This is a genomic window from Candidatus Krumholzibacteriia bacterium (genome assembly GCA_035268685.1).
In the GTDB taxonomy this organism is placed as follows: Bacteria; Krumholzibacteriota; Krumholzibacteriia; order JAJRXK01; family JAJRXK01; genus JAJRXK01.
The window spans coordinates 1-16750 of the sequence record DATFKK010000024.1 but is presented as its reverse complement, the minus strand read 5'-3'; the positions used below and the strand labels follow the sequence as shown (position 1 = coordinate 16750).

Genomic DNA, 16750 nt, shown 5'->3' with positions numbered 1-16750 from the left:
AGCTCCCGTGGCGTGTGCACTTCGGGCTGGGCGACGCGGAAGGCTACGACCGGATCGAGGTGCAGTGGCCGTCGGGACGGACCGAGGTCTGGCCGGGTGGGGTCGTCGACCGGAGGATCCGCCTGATCGAGGACACGGGAGTGGCGCCCTAGGGCCGGCGCACCTCGAAGCGGCCCTCGTGGATCAGCGAGCCGTCGTCGGCGGCACGGAGCCGCAGCGTGTGCGACCCGGCCGACAGCGCCGCGCGCGGAAGGACCAACCGCGTGCGCTCGAGCGCGTCACTCCACAGATCCGAAGCCGGTGACGCGTGGCTCCAGTCGTCGTCGATCGAGATCTCGACGTCGAAGTCGCCGGGCTCGGTGCGCACGTTCCAGGGGTCGACGGCGATCACCACGATCGCCATGCGGTCGTCGCCCTCGAGGACGAGCACGGGCAGTTCGTCGGCGGTCCGGGTCACGCCGTCGAGGACCACCGTGGGTGCGGTCAGCGGCACGGGCGCCGGGCCGGGGACGGCGAGCCACAGCGCGGCCACCGCTGCCGCACCCACCATGACTCCCGCGATGGCAGCCCCACCCGCGCCACGCATCGAGCGGCGGGTGCGCCGCCACCACCCCGGATCGGTGCGGCCACGGGCCATCTCCAGTGCATCGCGGCACACGGCGCAGGCGCGCACGTGCGCCCCGACCCGCGCCCGCTGATCGAGCGTGAGCCCCGGTTCGTCGAGTGCCAGCCGCGCGAGGTCCTCGGCGTCGGGATGGGTCCCCAGCACGTTCTCGGCGCGCTCGCGCAGGGCCTCGGCGAGGATCTGCACGAAGCGGAACTGTTCGCGGCAGTCGGCGCAGGTGGCCACGTGCGCCTCGACACTGCGGGCGGTGGTGTCGTCGAGATGGCCCAGTGCGAGTTCGGTCAGCCGGTCGTGGGCCGCTTCGTGGTCCATGGCTCCACCGGGTTCGGGGACGGGACGTCGTTCGGGTCGCATCGTAGGGTGGGGGAACGAGTCGTTCATGTGGAAAGTCGCAGTGACCGGCTGCGTGTTTACACGCAGGAGGAAGAATGTTCCGCACTGCGGAAAGAACGTCGGGGCTTGAACCTCGGAGGGTGTCGGACTACTGTGTCGCAGGTGGCTCCCGCCACATGAGGATCGCGAGAAAAACCCGTGCCTTCCGCCCCCGACCGCGATGCCGATCGCCATCGTCTCCGTCTCTTTCTTTCCGGTGACGAAGGAACCGCCCGCGCGCTGACGGCCATCGCGCGCGAGACCGTGGCGCGACGTGCCTTCGGGCTGGATCCCGCCGAGCGCGACGATCTGGTCCAGGAGTCGATCGCCCAGCTCTGGGCCGCGTGCACCCGCGACGGCTTCGACCTCGACTCGACCCTCGACGGCTTCGTGCGGACCATCACCACCGCGCGGTGCATCGACCACTTCCGGCGCCGGCGCTGGCAGCAGGAGCTGCACGAGTCGATTCCGCTCGAGGCCGAACACCCCCTCGACGAGATCCATCGCGAGCGGACGCTCGAGGCGGTGCGGAAGGCGGTCGCGTCGCTGCGACCGCTGTGCCGCGACCTCATCCAATGGCATTTCCACGAGGGACAACGCTACGATCAGATCGCCGCGCGCACGGGGCGGGCGGCGTCGACGCTGCGCGTGCACATGCACCGTTGCCTGAGGCAGTTACGCACGACACTGAAGGTAGAGGGCGAGGTCTCGTGAACGCGGGGTGGGTCGGTCTGGTCGCGGTGCTGGCCGCAGGACTGATCGGGGTGGACACGGCGCGGGAAGCCTTCCGCGAGGGCGACGTCGACCGTGCTGTCGAGGAATTCGAACTGGCGCTCGGGAACGGGCACGACACCGACCCCCGGCTGTGGTTCGACCTCGGAGCCGCGCGCTTCCGTCAGCGGGACCTGCACGGGGCGCGCCGGGCCCTCGAACGTGCGGTCGCACTCTTCGGCGGGGAGGGCCGACCGGTCGACACCGCTCTCGCGCGCGAGGGCCTCGCCCGGGTCCAGATCGAACAGCGCGACTGGATGGGCGCGGCGGCTTCGCTCGACACCGCCGCGGTGGAGCTGGATTCGTTGCCTCCGGCGCACCCGCACCGCGCGCGCCACACCGCCCTGCGTGCGCTCGTCGACCAGGGACTGGGACACGACGCCGAAGCCGAGCGTCTCCACGAAGAGGCCCTCGACACCTATCGTTCGCTCTACGGCAACCAGCACCCGCGTGTCGCGTCCATGCTGCAGAACCTCGCTTTGCTCTACCGTGACGGGCGTGATTCCATCGTCACCACGGTGGTCCTCGAACAGGCCCTCGACATCGTCGAACGTTCGGGCGGCGCGAACGACCCGCGGCGCGTGCGGGCGTTGCTCACCTTCGCCGACTGGAAGCTCGCCAACGGCCGCGTACAGGCGGCCCATGCTGCGTACCAGGACGCCGACCGGGTCGTGGTGGCGAACTCCGGCCCCGACCACGCCGATCGGATCGAGCCCCTGCGCGGTGCGGCGCGGTGCCGGGCGATCGAAGGCGATCTCGAGACCGCGATCGCGTCGCTCGAACGCGCGGCCGCGATCTACGACGCGGTGTGGATGCGCGGCGGGCGCGACCTCCTGCGAGCCACGGCCTTCACCTCGCCCTGGGGCCAGCTGGCCGGGCTCTACCTGCGCCGCGGAGACGAGCATCGTGCGTGGTCGGCGTGGGAAGCGCACGTGGGGCGACTGGCCGAGGAGGGACTGGGCGGCGAACCCGTCGCCCCGGACGCACTGGCCCGTGATCTTCCACCCCGCACTGCCCTGATCGGTTGGCTCGTCACACCGGACTCGGCGCACCGGATGCATCGGTTCTCGTTCGTGGTCGATCGCGAGGGTCTGCGTTGGCACGACCTCGGTGTGGCTCCGCGGGACTCGCTCGAGGTTCGCCTGCGAGAGGCCCTGGCCGATCCGCACGACGCGACACCGGTCCGCGAGCTGGGTCGCGACGTGCTCGCGCGCTGGTTCGGGCCCGCCGCCGCCGACCTCGACGACGTCGATCATCTCTACCTGGTTCCGACCGACGACCTGCTCGGGGTTCCGGTGGCCGCCCTGCCCACTGACGACGGAGGCTGGTTCGGAGACCGCTGGACGACGGCGGTCGTGCCCTCGGCCACGGTTCTCGCGCGGTCGTCGGAGCAGGCCGTGCGCACACGGTCGGTGCGGTCGCTCCTGGCCGTGGCCGATCCCGACTTCGGCAGCGGCCCGCCGGCCGACACCCGGCTCGATCCGGACCTGGTGCTGCGCGAGGACCGGCAGGTGGTCCTCCGTGGTGTCGCCGCGGGCAACGGCGACGCCCGCCCGCACCTGCCGCGCCTGCGTGGAACGCGCGAAGAGGTGGAGGCGCTACGTGCGTGGTTCGACCGCTCGTCGGTGCTGACGGGGGCCGAGGCCGACGAACCGAGCCTGCGCCGGGCCGTCGGTCGCGGCGTCGGCTTCGACGTCGTGCACCTGGCCACCCACGCGCTGATCGACCCGGTGGCCCCGGAGCGCAGCGCGCTCGTGTTGACCGGACACGGCGGCGGCGGATCCGGACGCGACGACGGCTTGCTCGTCCTGCGCGAGATCCTGGACGAATGGGACCTCGACACCGAACTCGTCACGCTCAGTGCGTGCGAGACCGGTCTCGGTCGCGCGACCACCACCGAGGGGCTGCTCGGCTTCCCCTTCGCCTTTCTCCGTGCGGGAGCCCGCAGCGTGCTCGTGAGTCAGTGGAAGGTCGCCGACCGTGCGACCGCACACTTCATGCGCAGCTTCTACGAAGCGTGGTTGGGCACGGCGGGCATGTCGCGCGCCGAGGCCCTGCGCCACGCGCGGATCGCCACGCGCACCTGGCGCAACGCCGCGGGGCGGACGCCCTGGGACGATCCGGCCTTCTGGGCCGCCTTCGTGCTGGTGGAGGGAGGGAGCGGATCGTGACGGAGCCCCACGAACACCTGGTCACGTCCGAGGCCGAGCTCCTGGGCCACGAGGTGCTCGACTTCGTGAGTCCGAAGAAGCGGCACGTCTTCCAGATCGCGACGGCGGATGCCGACTTCGACGAACGACCCATGGACGTGACACGGTGGATGGAGCGCGATCTGCCCACCGAGGCGGCGACAGACACCGCGGTCGAGATCCGCACCGACGTGTTCACCTACGCCGCCCCTGCCGACGGCGAGGTCGCGTGGCACGTGAACTTCGCCGATCCCGAACTGTTCTTCGGCTACGGGGTCGATCTGCTGGCCCAGGACGAATTGCAGATCGCCGAACACCCCGCGCTCGCGGCGCTCCGCGTGCGTTTGTGCCGGACGGCCGAGGTGAAGCCCTACACCGCGCGTGGAGGGCGCGCCACTCCGGTGCTCGTGACGAACGTCTTGCGGCGTGTGGCCATCGACCTCGATCCGCGTCCGGACGTCGGGCTTCCGCGCGGGATCTACGGGTACGGATTCACGTGCGCTTCGTTGGAGGCGATCGAGGCCGTCTGCGAGCCCCTCGATCCTCCTGCGCAGACCAATCTGCTCGCGATGGCCGCTCTCTCGCACGGCACGGGAAATTACTGTCGAGGCGAGATCCAGGGGGTCCTGGACACTGCGTACACCGCCTTCGTGGCCGCCTGTGAGGAGACCCGTCGTCTGCACGGTCGTCCTGCCGCGACCGTGGTCCACACCGGTTACTGGGGCTGCGGCGCCTTCGGCGGTAACCGCGAGTTGATGGTGGCCGTGCAGGTGATCGCCGCGCGCGCGGCGGGAGTGGATCGGCTCGTCCTGCACACCGTCCGCCAGAGCGGTCGCCCCGATGCCGAGCGTGGAGTGGACATCGCCGCAGGGACGTCGCCGAGCGAGGCCGCCGCCGCACTGGCGGCGCGCGACTTCGAGTGGGGCAAGGGGGACGGAACCTGACGCCGGCCGCCGTCGGCGCTCGACCGATGCGAAGACGGGGTCTATGCTCCGGGTGCCATGTCGATGTTCGAGACGGTCGTGGCCCTGGTGGCCCTGTTGCTGATCCCGCCGATCGTGGTGGTGCTGTACGTGGCGCGCACGGTCCGCCGAACGCCGAGGACCGGGAGCCTGCTGGACGTCGAGGTGCATCCGGCCGAGCCCGCCCGTGGAATCGCCCTGCGCTTCGTGCTGCGCGCGTCTCCCGACCACGAGCGTGTGCGGGTGCAGTCGATCACCGTCGATGGATCGCTGGCCCACGCGCTCGGCCTGTCCCCGCCCGAGGGGTTCTTCGAGCCGTCGAACCCGACGCAGGCCGCACCGGACGACACTCCCGACCTCGACGAGGTCGGTCAGAGCCTCGACGGCCGTGCGTTCGCCGAACAAGAGATCGAAGCGCTGCTCGACGAGCAGACGGTCCGTCAGCGGGCCGCCTGGTTGGCCCTCCGTGCCCAGGACGACCAGGTGACGTGGCTCGGTGCGCTCGACGTGGGACGCCGGGGCGTGGAGCTGCGGATTCCCGGTCGCTCCGACCCGGCGGCCCGGGGGCCGGTCGCCTTCGAGGTCCGTGTCGATCTCGGCGTGAGTGAACTTCACTCGGGCGTGCTGGTCGTCTGGCCCGACGACCTGCACCACTGAGGACACGGTCGCCGGGCCCATCCGGACGTGACCTACTGCTCGTAGGCGCCGCGGTCGACACCCGCCCCCTGTGGCCGCGCCGTGTCCTCGACGTCGACCGCCGGAACGGAGGCGAAGTCCGCCGACGTCGCCCCGCTGTCGATCGCGGGACTGCCCGTCTGCAGGCGCAGTTCGGTGTCGAAGAGCGGGTCGACGCCGGTGAGGTCGTCCGGTCCGAGGTTGCCGGCCATCCCACCGGCTCCGTAGGTGCCGAAGTCCCCGAAGACGTTGTGGTCGCTGACCACGGTCACGTCGGCCGGCGTCTCGATGGCGATGCCGGCGCCGATGCCGTCGACCACGTTGTTCACCAGGCGCAGGTCACGCTGGCCCGGATCGGTCTCGAACTCGTCGATCAGGAAGAACACGTAGCCCGACTGCGTGTTCGTTCCCGGGGCGATCGAGAAACTGTTGTTCACGATGTCGACCGAACCCATGCGCGGGGTGTTCGGTACGAGCACGCCCTCGAAGAGCTGCACCCCGACGAAAACGTTGTTGCGCACGAGCACGCTCTGATCGGGCTCGAGGCGGTTGCCCAGAGCGTAGAGCGCTTGGCGACCGCGCGTGGCGGTCATCTCGACCACGTTCTGCTCGCAGACGATCGCCGAGCCCTCGCGGCGGACCTCCAGGCGCAGTCCCGCTTCGTTCGTGGTGATCCGGTTGCCGCGCACGATCGTCGGGCCGCGATCTCCGGCGGAGTCGTCGTCCTGGATCTTCAGGGCCTCGGTGCGGGTCCGCGCGCCGACGTCCGGGGTGACGATCGAGATGTCGTTGTCGAGGATCTGATGGCCGGCCCCGCTGTCGATCAGCACGGCCGTGCCGTTCTGGTCGACGTCCATGACGTTGTCACGAATCACGGCGCCGTTGCCCGAGTTCACGTCGAGGATCGCCAGGCCGCCACGCACCGTGTTGTTCGCGAAGGTCACGTCGTTGCTCGAATTGATCTCGAGGCAGCGTTCGCTGTCGAGGATCGTGCAGTCCTGCACGATGGCTCCGTCGCTACTGCCCAGTTCGAGGGCGATGTTCATGATCCCGGTGCCGTCGGCCGCGCGGATGGTGAGTCGCTCGTACACCGCGCCGGGTCCGTCGTTCACGAAGATGGCGTTGCTCGACTGTCCGGCGCGGGTCTCCACGGTGAGGTCGCGCATCGCGGTGAGCCCGTCGGGCGCGAAGAACACGGTGTTGCGGTCCGGACGGGTGATCACCGTCGCCGCCTCGCCTGCTCCCTCGATCGTCAGGCCGGCGTTGCGCGCTGTGAACGACGTCGCGGCCGCGTAGGTTCCCGCGCAGATCTCGATCGTGCCGTTCTCCGGTGCCGCGGCCAACGCCGCGAGCAACGAGCGGGTGTCGGCGCCGGGGCAATCGGCCAGGTCGTCGTCGACGGTGATCGTCGGCTCGGCCCGCACCACGTCGATCGTCACCTGCATGTCGCCGACGGCACCGTCGGTGCCGCCCAAGGCGAGCACGTAGGTGTCGGTGGTGGCGATCTCGAACACCCCGAGTTCGAGCAGGTCGAGGTTCGCGTCGCCGGCGTTCGAGCGTTCGCTGTCGAACGAGGTCTCGGGGATGATGCCGTCGCCGCTGCCGACGCGGTAGAGCTCGAACGACGCCCGGGTGTCGAGGGGCGTCGCACCGGCCGGATCGAGCTGCACGACCACGCCGTCGCCCGCCTGCGCCTCGAAGCGATGCAGGTTGAGCTGCGCGAACCGGTCGACGGTGTCGACGAACTGCGCCCGACCGGCGGCGTCGAAGATCGGATCACCGGGCGCGCGCTGGCGGTGCAGGATCACGCGGTAGTCACGGAGATCCCGTTCGCTGCTGCTGAAGGTGGCGCCGACGCGCACGAACACCGGGCCGGGTTCGTCGGCCCGGAACACCCGCGTCGCGCTGTCGTTGCCCTCGTTCAGGCCGGGACCGACTTCCAGCCCTCCGAAGTCCGCGCGTACGATCGACACGTTGCCGAAGAAACCGTCGCCGGGGTCGAGCCCGGCGCGGATCGCGTCGCCGACGCCAGCCGGGGTGCGGTAGTACTGCGTCGTCTTGCTCTCGAGCGAGCCCGAGCGCGTCTCGTCGTAGCCGATCTCGGGTACGTCGTTCAGCAGCAGGAACAGCACCCCGGTGATGTCGGTGATGCGCACGACCACCTTCCACGTGCCCGTCGCGTCGAGCTGGACCAGGCCGAGGTTGTTCCCGCTGAACGAGAAGGGCAGTTCGCGGGACACGGTGCCGTCGGGACGGCGGAAGGTCACGCTGCCCCGGCCGCCGAAGATGCCCTCGAGGCGTCGCTGGTCGACCGACAGCCAGGTGCCGGCCTCGGCCTCGAGGCTGAAGGTCTGCACCGCGCCGGGGACGGCGTCCATCTCCACGCCGTTGCCCAGGGTGATCGGCCGGTCCTCGACCAGGAACACCCGCAGGTCGTAGCCGCCGATCTGGTCGTTGGTGCTCTCGACCTCGAGGGTGTACGTGCCGGCCTGCGCGGCCGTCCACACGACGCTGCCCGGATTCCCGTCGCGGAAGTCGGCCGAATCGACGGCGGCGGAGGTGGGATCGAGCAGACGCAGTCGACCCCACAGGGTGCTGTTGTCGGGGACCGTGGCCGCGGCGGCCACCTGCTGTCCCTCGCTCAGTTCGAAGGTGTAGACGTCGGTCTCGTCGGCGGGATCGATGGCACCGGTGACCTGCGACGGGAAGGTCAGCGTGCCGCCGCCCGGATCGACGGGATCGAGCACGATCTCCACGTTGTCGGTCGCACCCGGCTCACCGTTGACCACGAGGGTCCCGCGTAGCGTCCCGTTCGACGTGCTGGCGCTCAGGGCGAAGTCGGTGCGCGAAGGGATCGCCAGGATCTGCGCGTTGTTCGGTCCGATGTTCGTGCTCGGGTTGCCGACGGGGCCGCCGGGACCGACCGTCTGCCCGTTGATGTAGCACGATTCGCCGGGCGGGATCTCCAGGGTGGGCAGGCCGTCCTGGTCGCGGATCTTGCATTCGGGGATCACGCGGTAGGGATCGCCCTCGAACTTGTCGGCGTTCCACCAGCTGAAGTGCGTGACCTCGGCGCGCAGGGCCAGGCCACTGGGGGCGTCGTCGCTCGCCACGACTTCGCCGCTGCCCTCTTCGCGCCACAGGCCCGTCGACGGGTCGACCGACCACAGGGCGATCGTGTCGCCGACCGCGGCGCCGGGCGTGAAGACCGGGATCTCGACGGTCGCGGTCCGTCCCGGGGCGAGCTGCAGTTCCTCGCCGTCCTGTTCGAAGACGACCTCCATCACGCCGTAGCTCAGGATCAGCCCGCGCTCTCCGGTGGGGCGGAGGCCCTCGTAGCCGCCGGGGAAGGCGAAGGAGTCGCGTTCGTCGCTCATGTCGAGCGGCGTCACGCTGAGCGTGGCGTCGCCGGTCACGGGCGAGCCGTCGGCGTGGACGAGACCGTCGACGGGCAGTTCGACCGTGGCGCCCTCGGCGCCGCGGTGCACGCCACCGTCCTCGACACGTGCGATCGACAGGGGCGAGTCGCGGCGGGCGAGCGTCGACTCGAAGGTGCCGAAGTCGGTGTCGCCGGGCAGGGTGAGGCGCACGATCTGGTCGGTGTAGCCGTCCTTCTCCAGACGGATCGCCAGCGGAGTTCCGGTGGGCACGCCGGTCAGGGTGACGGTGCCGTCGGTGTCGCTGCTGTCGGTCACGGCCGTGCCGACGATGGTCGCGCGCACGCCGGCGAGCAGATTGCCCGGGACGTCGGTGATCGAGCCGACGAGTTCGGCGTCGACGGTCGCCGGTGGTGCGGGGGCGGCGATGGTGATCTGCGTGGTGGCGGTGTCGGCGGCGCCGTGCGTGGAGGTGACGACGAGGGTGACGTCGTAGGTGCCCTCGGCGGCGTAGACGTGGGCGACCTCGCCGCCGCCGCCGCGCTGGCCGTCGCCGAAGTTCCAGGCGTGGTCGAGGGGCTGACCGTCGGGTGACTGCGAGGCGGTGGCGTCGAAGAGCACGGACTCGCCCGCGGTCTGCGTGCCGCCGACCGACAGGTCGGCCACCGGCGCGATCTCGATCGGAAGCGTCGTGTCGAACACACCGCCCGTTCCCGAGTCGACCTGCAGATCGGTGCTGGCGGGGACGTAGCCGGCGCGCTCGATCGTCACGCGGATCGGGGCGACGGCGTCGTCCACTCGCCGGGCGAGGGCATCGGTCGTTCCGGTCGCCGCTTCGGGGCCGGAGACGCGCACGACCTCGAAGCGGGCCTTCGTCGGACCGAGCACGAGCATCTTGCGCGCTTCGATGGCGCGGTCGTCGAAGCGCAGGCGGTACAGGTACACGCCGCTGCCCAGGGTCTCGCGCGTGTCGATGCGGCGGCCGCGCAGGTCGTAGAGCTCGAGTTCGGGATCGGCCTCGCCGGCGTCGCGCGCGGCGTAGGGGACGGTCAGGCGGACGTCGCTGCCGCCGTGGACCGGGTTCGGACCGATCGATCCCATCCAGTAGCCGTCGGTCCAGCTCTCGCGGGGGCCGCCGTCGGTGGGCTCGTCGATGCCGACGGTGACCTCGGCCTCGGTCTCGAACACCGCCACGTAGTCGCCGTTGGCGTCGGTGAAGACGCGATCGGCGAGCACGGTGCCGTCGTCGGAGCGCTCGACGATCACGCGGGCGCGTTCGATGGGCGTGCCGCTGCCCTCCTCGCTCACGTTGCCGGTGACCACGAATTCGACGGGGCGGATCTCGGTGGTCTGGGCGAGAGCGGTGGTCGCGCACAGGAGGGCGGCGACGAAGGCGGTGGAAAGACGGAGCATGGATCGGTCCTCGGGCCTGAGCAGTTCAGCGGGATTCGCGTACGGAGTGGTCGAGAGAAGGAACGCATTCCGCGTGCGAATCCGGACAGGGCGAGTCCACGCCTAGGCGTTGTGTGGCGTTCGTGTCAACCGTGGCGCGGCCGGGGTGGAAACGCACGACGCGCAGCGAATCCGTCCCCTTTGCCGTGGCTTTCGGGGAGCCGGGAGCCGACCGCCGCGTGCGCAGGGGATCCGGGTGCTGGGACACGCCGCGCTGGGCGTGCTGCCGCTGTTCCTGGTGCACGTCGGGCCGGGCGAGACCGGGTCACGGTGCGAGGCTTCGTTCCACCGGGCCGGGCCCGGACACCGCGGTCATTCGACCAGCGTGATCTTCCGCGTGACCGTGCCCGCCGCATGGCGCAGCCGCACGTGGTAGACGCCCGACGCCACCTGTGCGCCGGTGTCGTCGGCGCCGTCCCAGCGCAGGTCGTGGGTGCCGGCGTCGAAGGATCCGTGCCCCAGGGCGCGAACGTGACGTCCGCGCAGATCATAGACGTCGACGCTCGCCTCGCCCGCCGCGGGCAGCGTGAAGCGGACGCGCGTCATGGGATTGAAAGGATTGGGTGCGGCCACCACGGACAGTGCCCGTGGTGCCGATGGCGCCGACACCGCGGCGGCGGCGTTCAGGAACTGTCCGTACAGACCGTAGTCGTCGGCGGTGGCCCGGTCGTCGCACCACACGGCGAGGACGTCGCCCGCACTCGAATTGCTGGCGACGACGGCGGGCGTGACCGCGTCGGCGGTGGGCGCTTCGGTCGACAGGCCGCTGATCACGAGCGGGGCGGCGGCCGGCATCGTGGCGTCGCGTCCGACCACCGCGGCGAAGATCTCCGATCCCGTCGCACACGAGCCCGAGCGCACTCCACTCCACACCACGACCCAGCTGCCCGAGATCCAGCTGTAGGTCACCGCCGGATCGTCGACACGGCAGGCCGGTCCGAGCGTTCCCTGCGGATCGGTCACGTCGACGAAGCCCACCGTCGCGAGGTCGCCGTCGAAGACCTGACCGGCGATGCGTGTCGAGACCAGGGCCCCGCTCGAGCCGTTGCTGCGGTAGACGACCAGGGTGTTCGCGCCGAGCGCGGCCGACGACACGGCGATGTCCCACGCGTAGCCCTCGACCCGTCGCGGTTCGGCCGAGACCTCGGCCAGCGGCCGCGACGCGCCGGCGGGGGGCGCGGAGAGAAGTCCGGTGGCGGGTACGATCGCCAGGAAGCCGTTCGGGACGTAGTCCGGTCCCGGGTCGGCGTCGGTCTCGAAGCCGATCAGGTAGTCGCCCCTGGCGCGACGATACGCGACGTCGGGGCGCAGCGAATCGAGCCCGCCGGTCGCGGACTGCGTGGTGAGGCGCTGGATCGGACCCAGCGACCCGTCCGTCGCCGGCACGATCCGCAGGAAGACCTCGAAGTCGCCGTCGGCCAGGCCACCGCGGTCGTCGTCGGAGTGCCAGACCACCAGGAAGTTGCCCTGCTCGTCGCTGGCCACCGCGGGGTGCAGGGCGTCGAAGGCCGCGTCGGTGTCGTCGGTGCCCGCGTCACTGATGCGGAAGGCCGGACCGTCGAAGGTACCGTCGGGCTCGACCCGTCGTCCGAACACCTCGAAGGCGCCCGGCGCGTGTTCCTGCGCCCAGATCACGAGGTGACGACGCGTGTCGGGGCAGAAGGCGGTGTCGGGGTCGCGCGCGGCCCCCGTGCGCCCGTCGATCCCGCCCGCGAACACGGGATTGGTGCCGAGGGCGGAGTCGAGAAAGCCACCGAGCACGTCCTGCCCGTCGGCGACGTCCTCGGTCCACACCGCGAGGTGCCGATCGTCGAACCGGTCGTAGGAGAGGGCGGGCTGGCGGCTCTCGACGTCGACGTCTCCGCCGACCACGTACAGTCCGACCTCCTCGGAGCCCGCCTCGACGAGCGAGGCCGCGGCGAACGGGGCGGGGATCAGGGCCAGGACGAGGGCGAGTCCGAGGGTGCGCACGGGATCTCCGATCGGCCGGGGCTCAGCTGCGGCTGGGGAAGATCCCCTGCAGTGCGATGATGAAGTTCACGGCCACGTAGGGAGGCATGCTGTCGAAGGCCAGTCCACCTCCGGCGGGTCCCGTGCTGTACGGGGCCATGGTCGTGTCGGACGTCGTGGCGTACGGCTGCGTGGGCATCTCGCCCGCCGCGGGAACGGCACCACCGGGCAGCGTGTTCTGGCCCTCGCCCGTGTTCGCGGGCGGACTCACCGTGTGCTCGTGTGGGGGAAGGTTGTCGATCCCGAGCGTGATCGAGGCCTGTCCGCCCCGCTGTCCGAGCGTGTAGTTCGGCAGACCGATGCCCTGCCCCGGATGGATCGGGACACGTCCACGCAGATCCGGCAGGGCGAAGGTGGTCCGCCCGTCGCCACCGTAGGTCGTTCCCAGGATCGAGAACAGCGCGGTGTTCTGCGCGATCGGCAGGAGTTGGCCCTCGCAGAAGGCCCAGCCCACGGGCGCGAAGTTGCCTCCGAACATGATGATCTGGCCGATGAACGGGTCCATGACACCGAACCTTTCCGTTGGAATGCACCGATCACGAGCGCGTCAGACGACGCGGCTCACGATCGCTTCGTAGTGGACGGCGCGGGAACGGCTGACCACCGGGACCATGAACAGATCGGTCGCGCCGAATTCCGGGTGCGCGACCTCGAAGAGTTGTTGCGGCAGTGGATCGCGCAGTCCGGTGCGGACGAGCACCGAGAACTGCTCCACGCGTCGGCCGCGGTGGGTGCGATTGCCGTTCTCGACGTCGACGACCCGACCGGCGAACCGTTGCCCGTCCTCACTGAGCAGGCGCACGCGCCGTCCGCGCAGGGCGGCGAAGTCGTGCACGTCGAGCCACGAGGGATCGTGGCGGACGGGTCGAATTCTCGCCGAATCGCTTCGAGCGAAGCCGGTACCGAAGCAGATGACGGCTCCGGTGAGCAATGATTGCGCGAGGAACGCGCGCCGCGAGCGCGTGAAGGGCATGGGCAGGACCTCGAACAGGGGAGGTATCAGTATAGCCCATGCGCCGGGTTCGGTGCGGGACGCTGGCCTTGACTTGGTAGCCACCAGTAGCTACTTTGGGTCCATGAAGACGGTCGGCATCAAAGATCTCAAGAACAACCTCAGTGCCTATCTGCGCGAAGTGCGCAGCGGGGCGCGGATCCTCGTCTCCGATCGCAACACGGTCGTGGCCGAGCTGCACGAACCGGGTGGTGTGTACACGACCCGTTCCGGCGGCGACGTGATCCTGTCGGAGTGGATCGGCGCGGGAAAGCTGATCGTCCCCACGCACGAGAAGCAGCCCCTGCCGGAGTCGCCGCTCGAGAGCGAAGAAGGAACGTGGACCCGGCTCCTCGACGCCGACCGCGGAGACACGGCGTGAGCGTGCTCTACGTCGAGACCTCCGCCGTCCTGGCCTGGCTGCTGGGCGAGCCCGCGGGCGCGCAGGTTCGCCGCCAGGTCGATTCCGCCGACACGGTGGTCACGTCGGTCCTCACGGCGGTCGAGACCGCGCGCGTTCTCACGCGTGCCGAACACGACGGCACGCTCCGCGCCCGTGATGCGCGCGCGCTGCGCGGAATGCTGCGGCGTGCGACCGCGGGCTGGATCCAGATGGAGCTCACGGCCGGCGTCCGCGATCGTGCCACGGCGTCCTTGCCAGTGGAACCGGTCCGCACCCTCGATGCGCTGCATCTGGCCTCGCTGCTGGAATTCGCCGAAGCGTTCCCCGACGTCGCCCTGCTGAGTCTGGATCGGCGCGTCCGGGAGAACGCCGAGGAGTTCGGCGTGCCGCTCCTGGAGTAGGGACTTCGGCACGCGCTTCCGCGGCGGAAGTCCGCACACCACGAAGAACCGGCCGCGGGAACGAGTCCCACGGCCGGTCGACGCCTCGGGTAAGGTTCGAGCGGACGGGCCTCAGCCCACCTCGGCCTTCGGCGCCCTCATGATCGCCGCGACCATCCACGCGGTGATCGCGATCGCCACCACGAGCAGCGCGGCGAAGATGCCGAACACGCCCCATTGCGGCAGCGTCTGCGCGGTGTTCACGTCGTAGTAGGGTTGCAGTGTGTACTCGCGGACGGCGTGGCGGGTGATCACCATGCCCACGACGGTCAGCAGCAGCAGCCACGACGCCCCGTGCACCATGCCGAAGGGACGCTCCGACTTCAGCGACATGGCCACCATGACCAAGGCGCCGATCGGCAGGAAGATGCTCAGCATGAACACCAGGGTGTTCGGGAGGTCTCCGCCCATCAGCGGAAGCATGACCTCGCGATCGAGCGTGAGCAGCCACCACAGACCCCAGGCGAACTGCAGGAAGGTGGGGATCACGAACCACAGCCCGCCGATCTTCAGCCACGGGCGACCGCTCTCGTCACCCTTGTTCACGCGACGTGCGCCGACCACGGCCAGCACCATGCCCGCCACGGCGAGTGCCGCGGTGACGAAGTGCAGCAGGCGTGGCCAGAAGGTCGGGTCGTCCAGGTTCCACGACGTCCCGTCGGGCCTCGCGAAGTACTTGGCCGCCCACGACTCCGGTCGGATCGACAGCGTCATGTTGTTCACGTACAGGAAGGCGATCGTGAGCAGTCCGATCATCACCAGCACGCCGGTGATCTTCGTGGCCCCGCTCAGGTTCTCGCCGTTGAAACTCAGGCGGTACACGAGCGAGTAGGTCACCAGCAAGACGCCCAGGACGCTGAACCACGGCCAGGCCGTGATCACGCTCGACGTGTAGAGCAGATGACCGTACATGGACTGTACGAACAACAGTGGCGCGATGCCCAGCGTGATGGTGAAGGCCATGGCCGGGGGCATCTTCCTCTCGAACCACCGCGCGATCTCGAAGGGCTCGCCCGCACCCGCGGTGACCGCCGACCCCACGCCGTGCCTGGGCATGGCCTTGGCGCGCAGGCGTTCCACGACCGAGATGACCGCACCGCCGAGCAGGAAGTTCATGGCCAGCAGGTGCAGGACGAAGGTCAAGAGCAACAGGAACTCGAACAGCCACACCGGTCCCGGCAGTGGGAGGGCGTCGGGAGTGGGCACGGCCGTCAGGACATCGGGATTCATCGGGTGCCCTCCGAGGTCGAGGTGGTGGGGACGTCGCCCCGTGCCAGTTCGGACGTGCTGAGCGACGCCGCGGTCTCGGGATTCTCACCCTCACCGATCGCCTGCAGGTAGACCGACAGCATCGCGGCCTCGTTCTCGGGAGCCGTGAAGGCCGGCATGTAGTCGGTCTCCATGTACGGCAGGTAGTCGTACTGCAGCTCCTCTGCTCCGAAGCCGGCGATGTAGTCGCGGATGTAGCGTTGACCGCCCTCGATGTCGGCGTGGCACGGGGCGCAGCGAACCTCGTAGACCTCGCGTCCGTCACGCGGTGGGGTCACGCCTTCGGGTTTCAGGGTCATGAGGTAGGCGGCCACGGCCTGCGCTTCTTCTTCGGTGCCCACCCACGGCGGCATCATGCGGCGCGTGTGTTCGAAGCGCTGCACCATGCCCGCGGCGAAGTCGGGGTCCCAGTGCCGCACACGCTGGGCCATGCCGTTGTAGCCGTCGTCGGCGTGGCAGTTCTGGCAGGCGGCGCGGAAGATCTGCTCGCCGTGGGCGACCGGATCGTCCTTCGTCGCCGGATCGATCCACAGCGAATTGGCCACGACCCCGTCCTCGCGCACGTCCTCGACTTCGCTGGCGAGGATGCCGTTCGAGTAGATGTAGTCGTACACCACCCAGGGCTTGCGGATCGCCTCGCGGACCCATTCACCGCCGCCCATGGCGGCCAGGCCCACGAGCAGGATGACCACGGCCACGGGACGGTTGACCAGGCGGGGCATCAACAGCGGACCGATCACGACGAGTGCGGCGAGCACCAGCGTCATGATGGGAGTCCAGTGGGTGACCGCGGTGGCGATGGGCATGTCGCCGCGCGTGACGCCGCGGACGGCCTCGGGCACGTCGCCCCACCACCAGATGGTGCCGACGGCGGTCAGTGCGACGCCGACGATCGCCCACACACCGCTGATCCGCATGAGCCACGACCGCTGCGCAGCTTCGCCTACGTCGCGCGAACGCGACGCGGTGAAAACGGCGAACAGGCCGGCGATGGCCACCGCGTAGAAGGTGCGCGCGAAGAGCGAGCTCCAGTAGGTCGGGTTGAAGAAGCCGTCCCAGAAGTTACGGGTCTCGAGCCACGCGCCGGGCGTCAGCTGGAACGACAGGATCCCGTTGATGACGACCATCGACAGCCAGGCCATCACGAAGTAGATCCAGCCCACCGCCAGGTGCTTGCGCGGCGACAGCCGCTTCCAGCCGTAGTAGTAGACCAT

General features: G+C 69.9%; 13 protein-coding genes. 6 read left to right on the top strand and 7 right to left on the bottom strand.

Annotation, left to right across the window (positions count from 1 at the left end):
- Positions 1 to 148: 148 nt before the first annotated feature.
- The gene (locus tag VKA86_02605; GenBank protein HKK70080.1) at positions 149 to 937 is read right to left on the bottom strand and encodes a zf-HC2 domain-containing protein; all 789 of its coding nucleotides are present in this window, start codon (positions 935 to 937) and stop codon (positions 149 to 151) included.
- A 219-nt stretch (positions 938 to 1156) separates the two neighbouring features.
- On the opposite strand from VKA86_02605, the gene VKA86_02600 reads away from it, so the two are divergent.
- From VKA86_02600 to VKA86_02585, 4 genes are all read left to right on the top strand, one after another.
- Complete coding sequence (locus tag VKA86_02600; protein HKK70079.1) at positions 1157 to 1711, top strand: sigma-70 family RNA polymerase sigma factor; 555 nt, start codon at positions 1157 to 1159, stop codon at positions 1709 to 1711.
- A complete protein-coding gene (locus VKA86_02595; GenBank protein HKK70078.1) occupies positions 1708 to 3939 on the top strand; it encodes a CHAT domain-containing tetratricopeptide repeat protein in 2232 nt (743 codons plus the stop codon). Before VKA86_02600 ends, VKA86_02595 begins: the two co-directional genes overlap by 4 nt.
- On the top strand, positions 3936 to 4901 hold the full coding sequence (locus VKA86_02590) for a hypothetical protein (GenBank protein ID HKK70077.1): 966 nt from the start codon (positions 3936 to 3938) through the stop codon (positions 4899 to 4901). The genes VKA86_02595 and VKA86_02590 overlap by 4 nt, the downstream gene beginning before the upstream one ends.
- Positions 4902 to 4964: 63 nt before the next feature.
- Entirely contained in the window at positions 4965 to 5576 is a 612-nt protein-coding gene (locus VKA86_02585; protein ID HKK70076.1) for a hypothetical protein, read from the top strand.
- 32 nt (positions 5577 to 5608) lie between these two features.
- On the opposite strand, the gene VKA86_02580 is transcribed toward VKA86_02585, so the two are convergent.
- The 4 genes from VKA86_02580 to VKA86_02565 form a co-directional block, all read right to left on the bottom strand.
- Complete coding sequence (locus VKA86_02580) at positions 5609 to 10384, bottom strand: PKD domain-containing protein (protein HKK70075.1); 4776 nt, start codon at positions 10382 to 10384, stop codon at positions 5609 to 5611.
- Positions 10385 to 10735: 351 nt separating this feature from the next.
- Entirely contained in the window at positions 10736 to 12394 is a 1659-nt protein-coding gene (locus tag VKA86_02575) for a FlgD immunoglobulin-like domain containing protein (GenBank protein HKK70074.1), read from the bottom strand.
- Positions 12395 to 12416: 22 nt separating this feature from the next.
- Positions 12417 to 12938, bottom strand: coding sequence for a tail fiber protein (locus VKA86_02570; GenBank protein HKK70073.1), 522 nt, complete (start codon positions 12936 to 12938; stop codon positions 12417 to 12419).
- A 42-nt stretch (positions 12939 to 12980) separates the two neighbouring features.
- Positions 12981 to 13406, bottom strand: coding sequence for a hypothetical protein (locus VKA86_02565; GenBank protein ID HKK70072.1), 426 nt, complete (start codon positions 13404 to 13406; stop codon positions 12981 to 12983).
- 103 nt (positions 13407 to 13509) lie between these two features.
- Between VKA86_02565 and VKA86_02560 the strand changes: the two genes are divergently transcribed.
- Both VKA86_02560 and VKA86_02555 read left to right on the top strand, forming a co-directional pair.
- Positions 13510 to 13806 carry a type II toxin-antitoxin system prevent-host-death family antitoxin gene (locus VKA86_02560; GenBank protein HKK70071.1) on the top strand — a complete coding sequence of 99 codons (297 nt, stop codon included), beginning with the start codon at positions 13510 to 13512 and terminating at the stop codon, positions 13804 to 13806.
- Positions 13803 to 14228, top strand: coding sequence for a type II toxin-antitoxin system VapC family toxin (locus tag VKA86_02555; protein ID HKK70070.1), 426 nt, complete (start codon positions 13803 to 13805; stop codon positions 14226 to 14228). Before VKA86_02560 ends, VKA86_02555 begins: the two co-directional genes overlap by 4 nt.
- A gap of 111 nt (positions 14229 to 14339) precedes the next feature.
- Here the strand turns inward: VKA86_02555 and VKA86_02550 are convergent, their stop codons facing one another.
- Positions 14340 to 15497 (bottom strand): hypothetical protein, encoded by a 1158-nt coding sequence (locus tag VKA86_02550; protein HKK70069.1) that lies wholly within the window; start codon positions 15495 to 15497, stop codon positions 14340 to 14342.
- Positions 15494 to 16750, bottom strand: a 1257-nt coding sequence (locus VKA86_02545) for a c-type cytochrome (protein ID HKK70068.1), incomplete at its 5' end; no start/stop codon positions are given. The genes VKA86_02550 and VKA86_02545, both read right to left, overlap by 4 nt.

Coding starts and splice junctions, on each gene's coding strand:
- VKA86_02605 (HKK70080.1), bottom strand. CDS start 937: ATGGACCACGAAGCGGCCCACGACCGGCTGACCGAACTCGCACTGGGC.
- VKA86_02585 (HKK70076.1), top strand. CDS start 4,965: ATGTTCGAGACGGTCGTGGCCCTGGTGGCCCTGTTGCTGATCCCGCCG.
- VKA86_02580 (HKK70075.1), bottom strand. CDS start 10,384: ATGCTCCGTCTTTCCACCGCCTTCGTCGCCGCCCTCCTGTGCGCGACC.
- VKA86_02570 (HKK70073.1), bottom strand. CDS start 12,938: ATGGACCCGTTCATCGGCCAGATCATCATGTTCGGAGGCAACTTCGCG.
- VKA86_02565 (HKK70072.1), bottom strand. CDS start 13,406: ATGCCCTTCACGCGCTCGCGGCGCGCGTTCCTCGCGCAATCATTGCTC.
- VKA86_02560 (HKK70071.1), top strand. CDS start 13,510: ATGAAGACGGTCGGCATCAAAGATCTCAAGAACAACCTCAGTGCCTAT.
- VKA86_02550 (HKK70069.1), bottom strand. CDS start 15,497: ATGAATCCCGATGTCCTGACGGCCGTGCCCACTCCCGACGCCCTCCCA.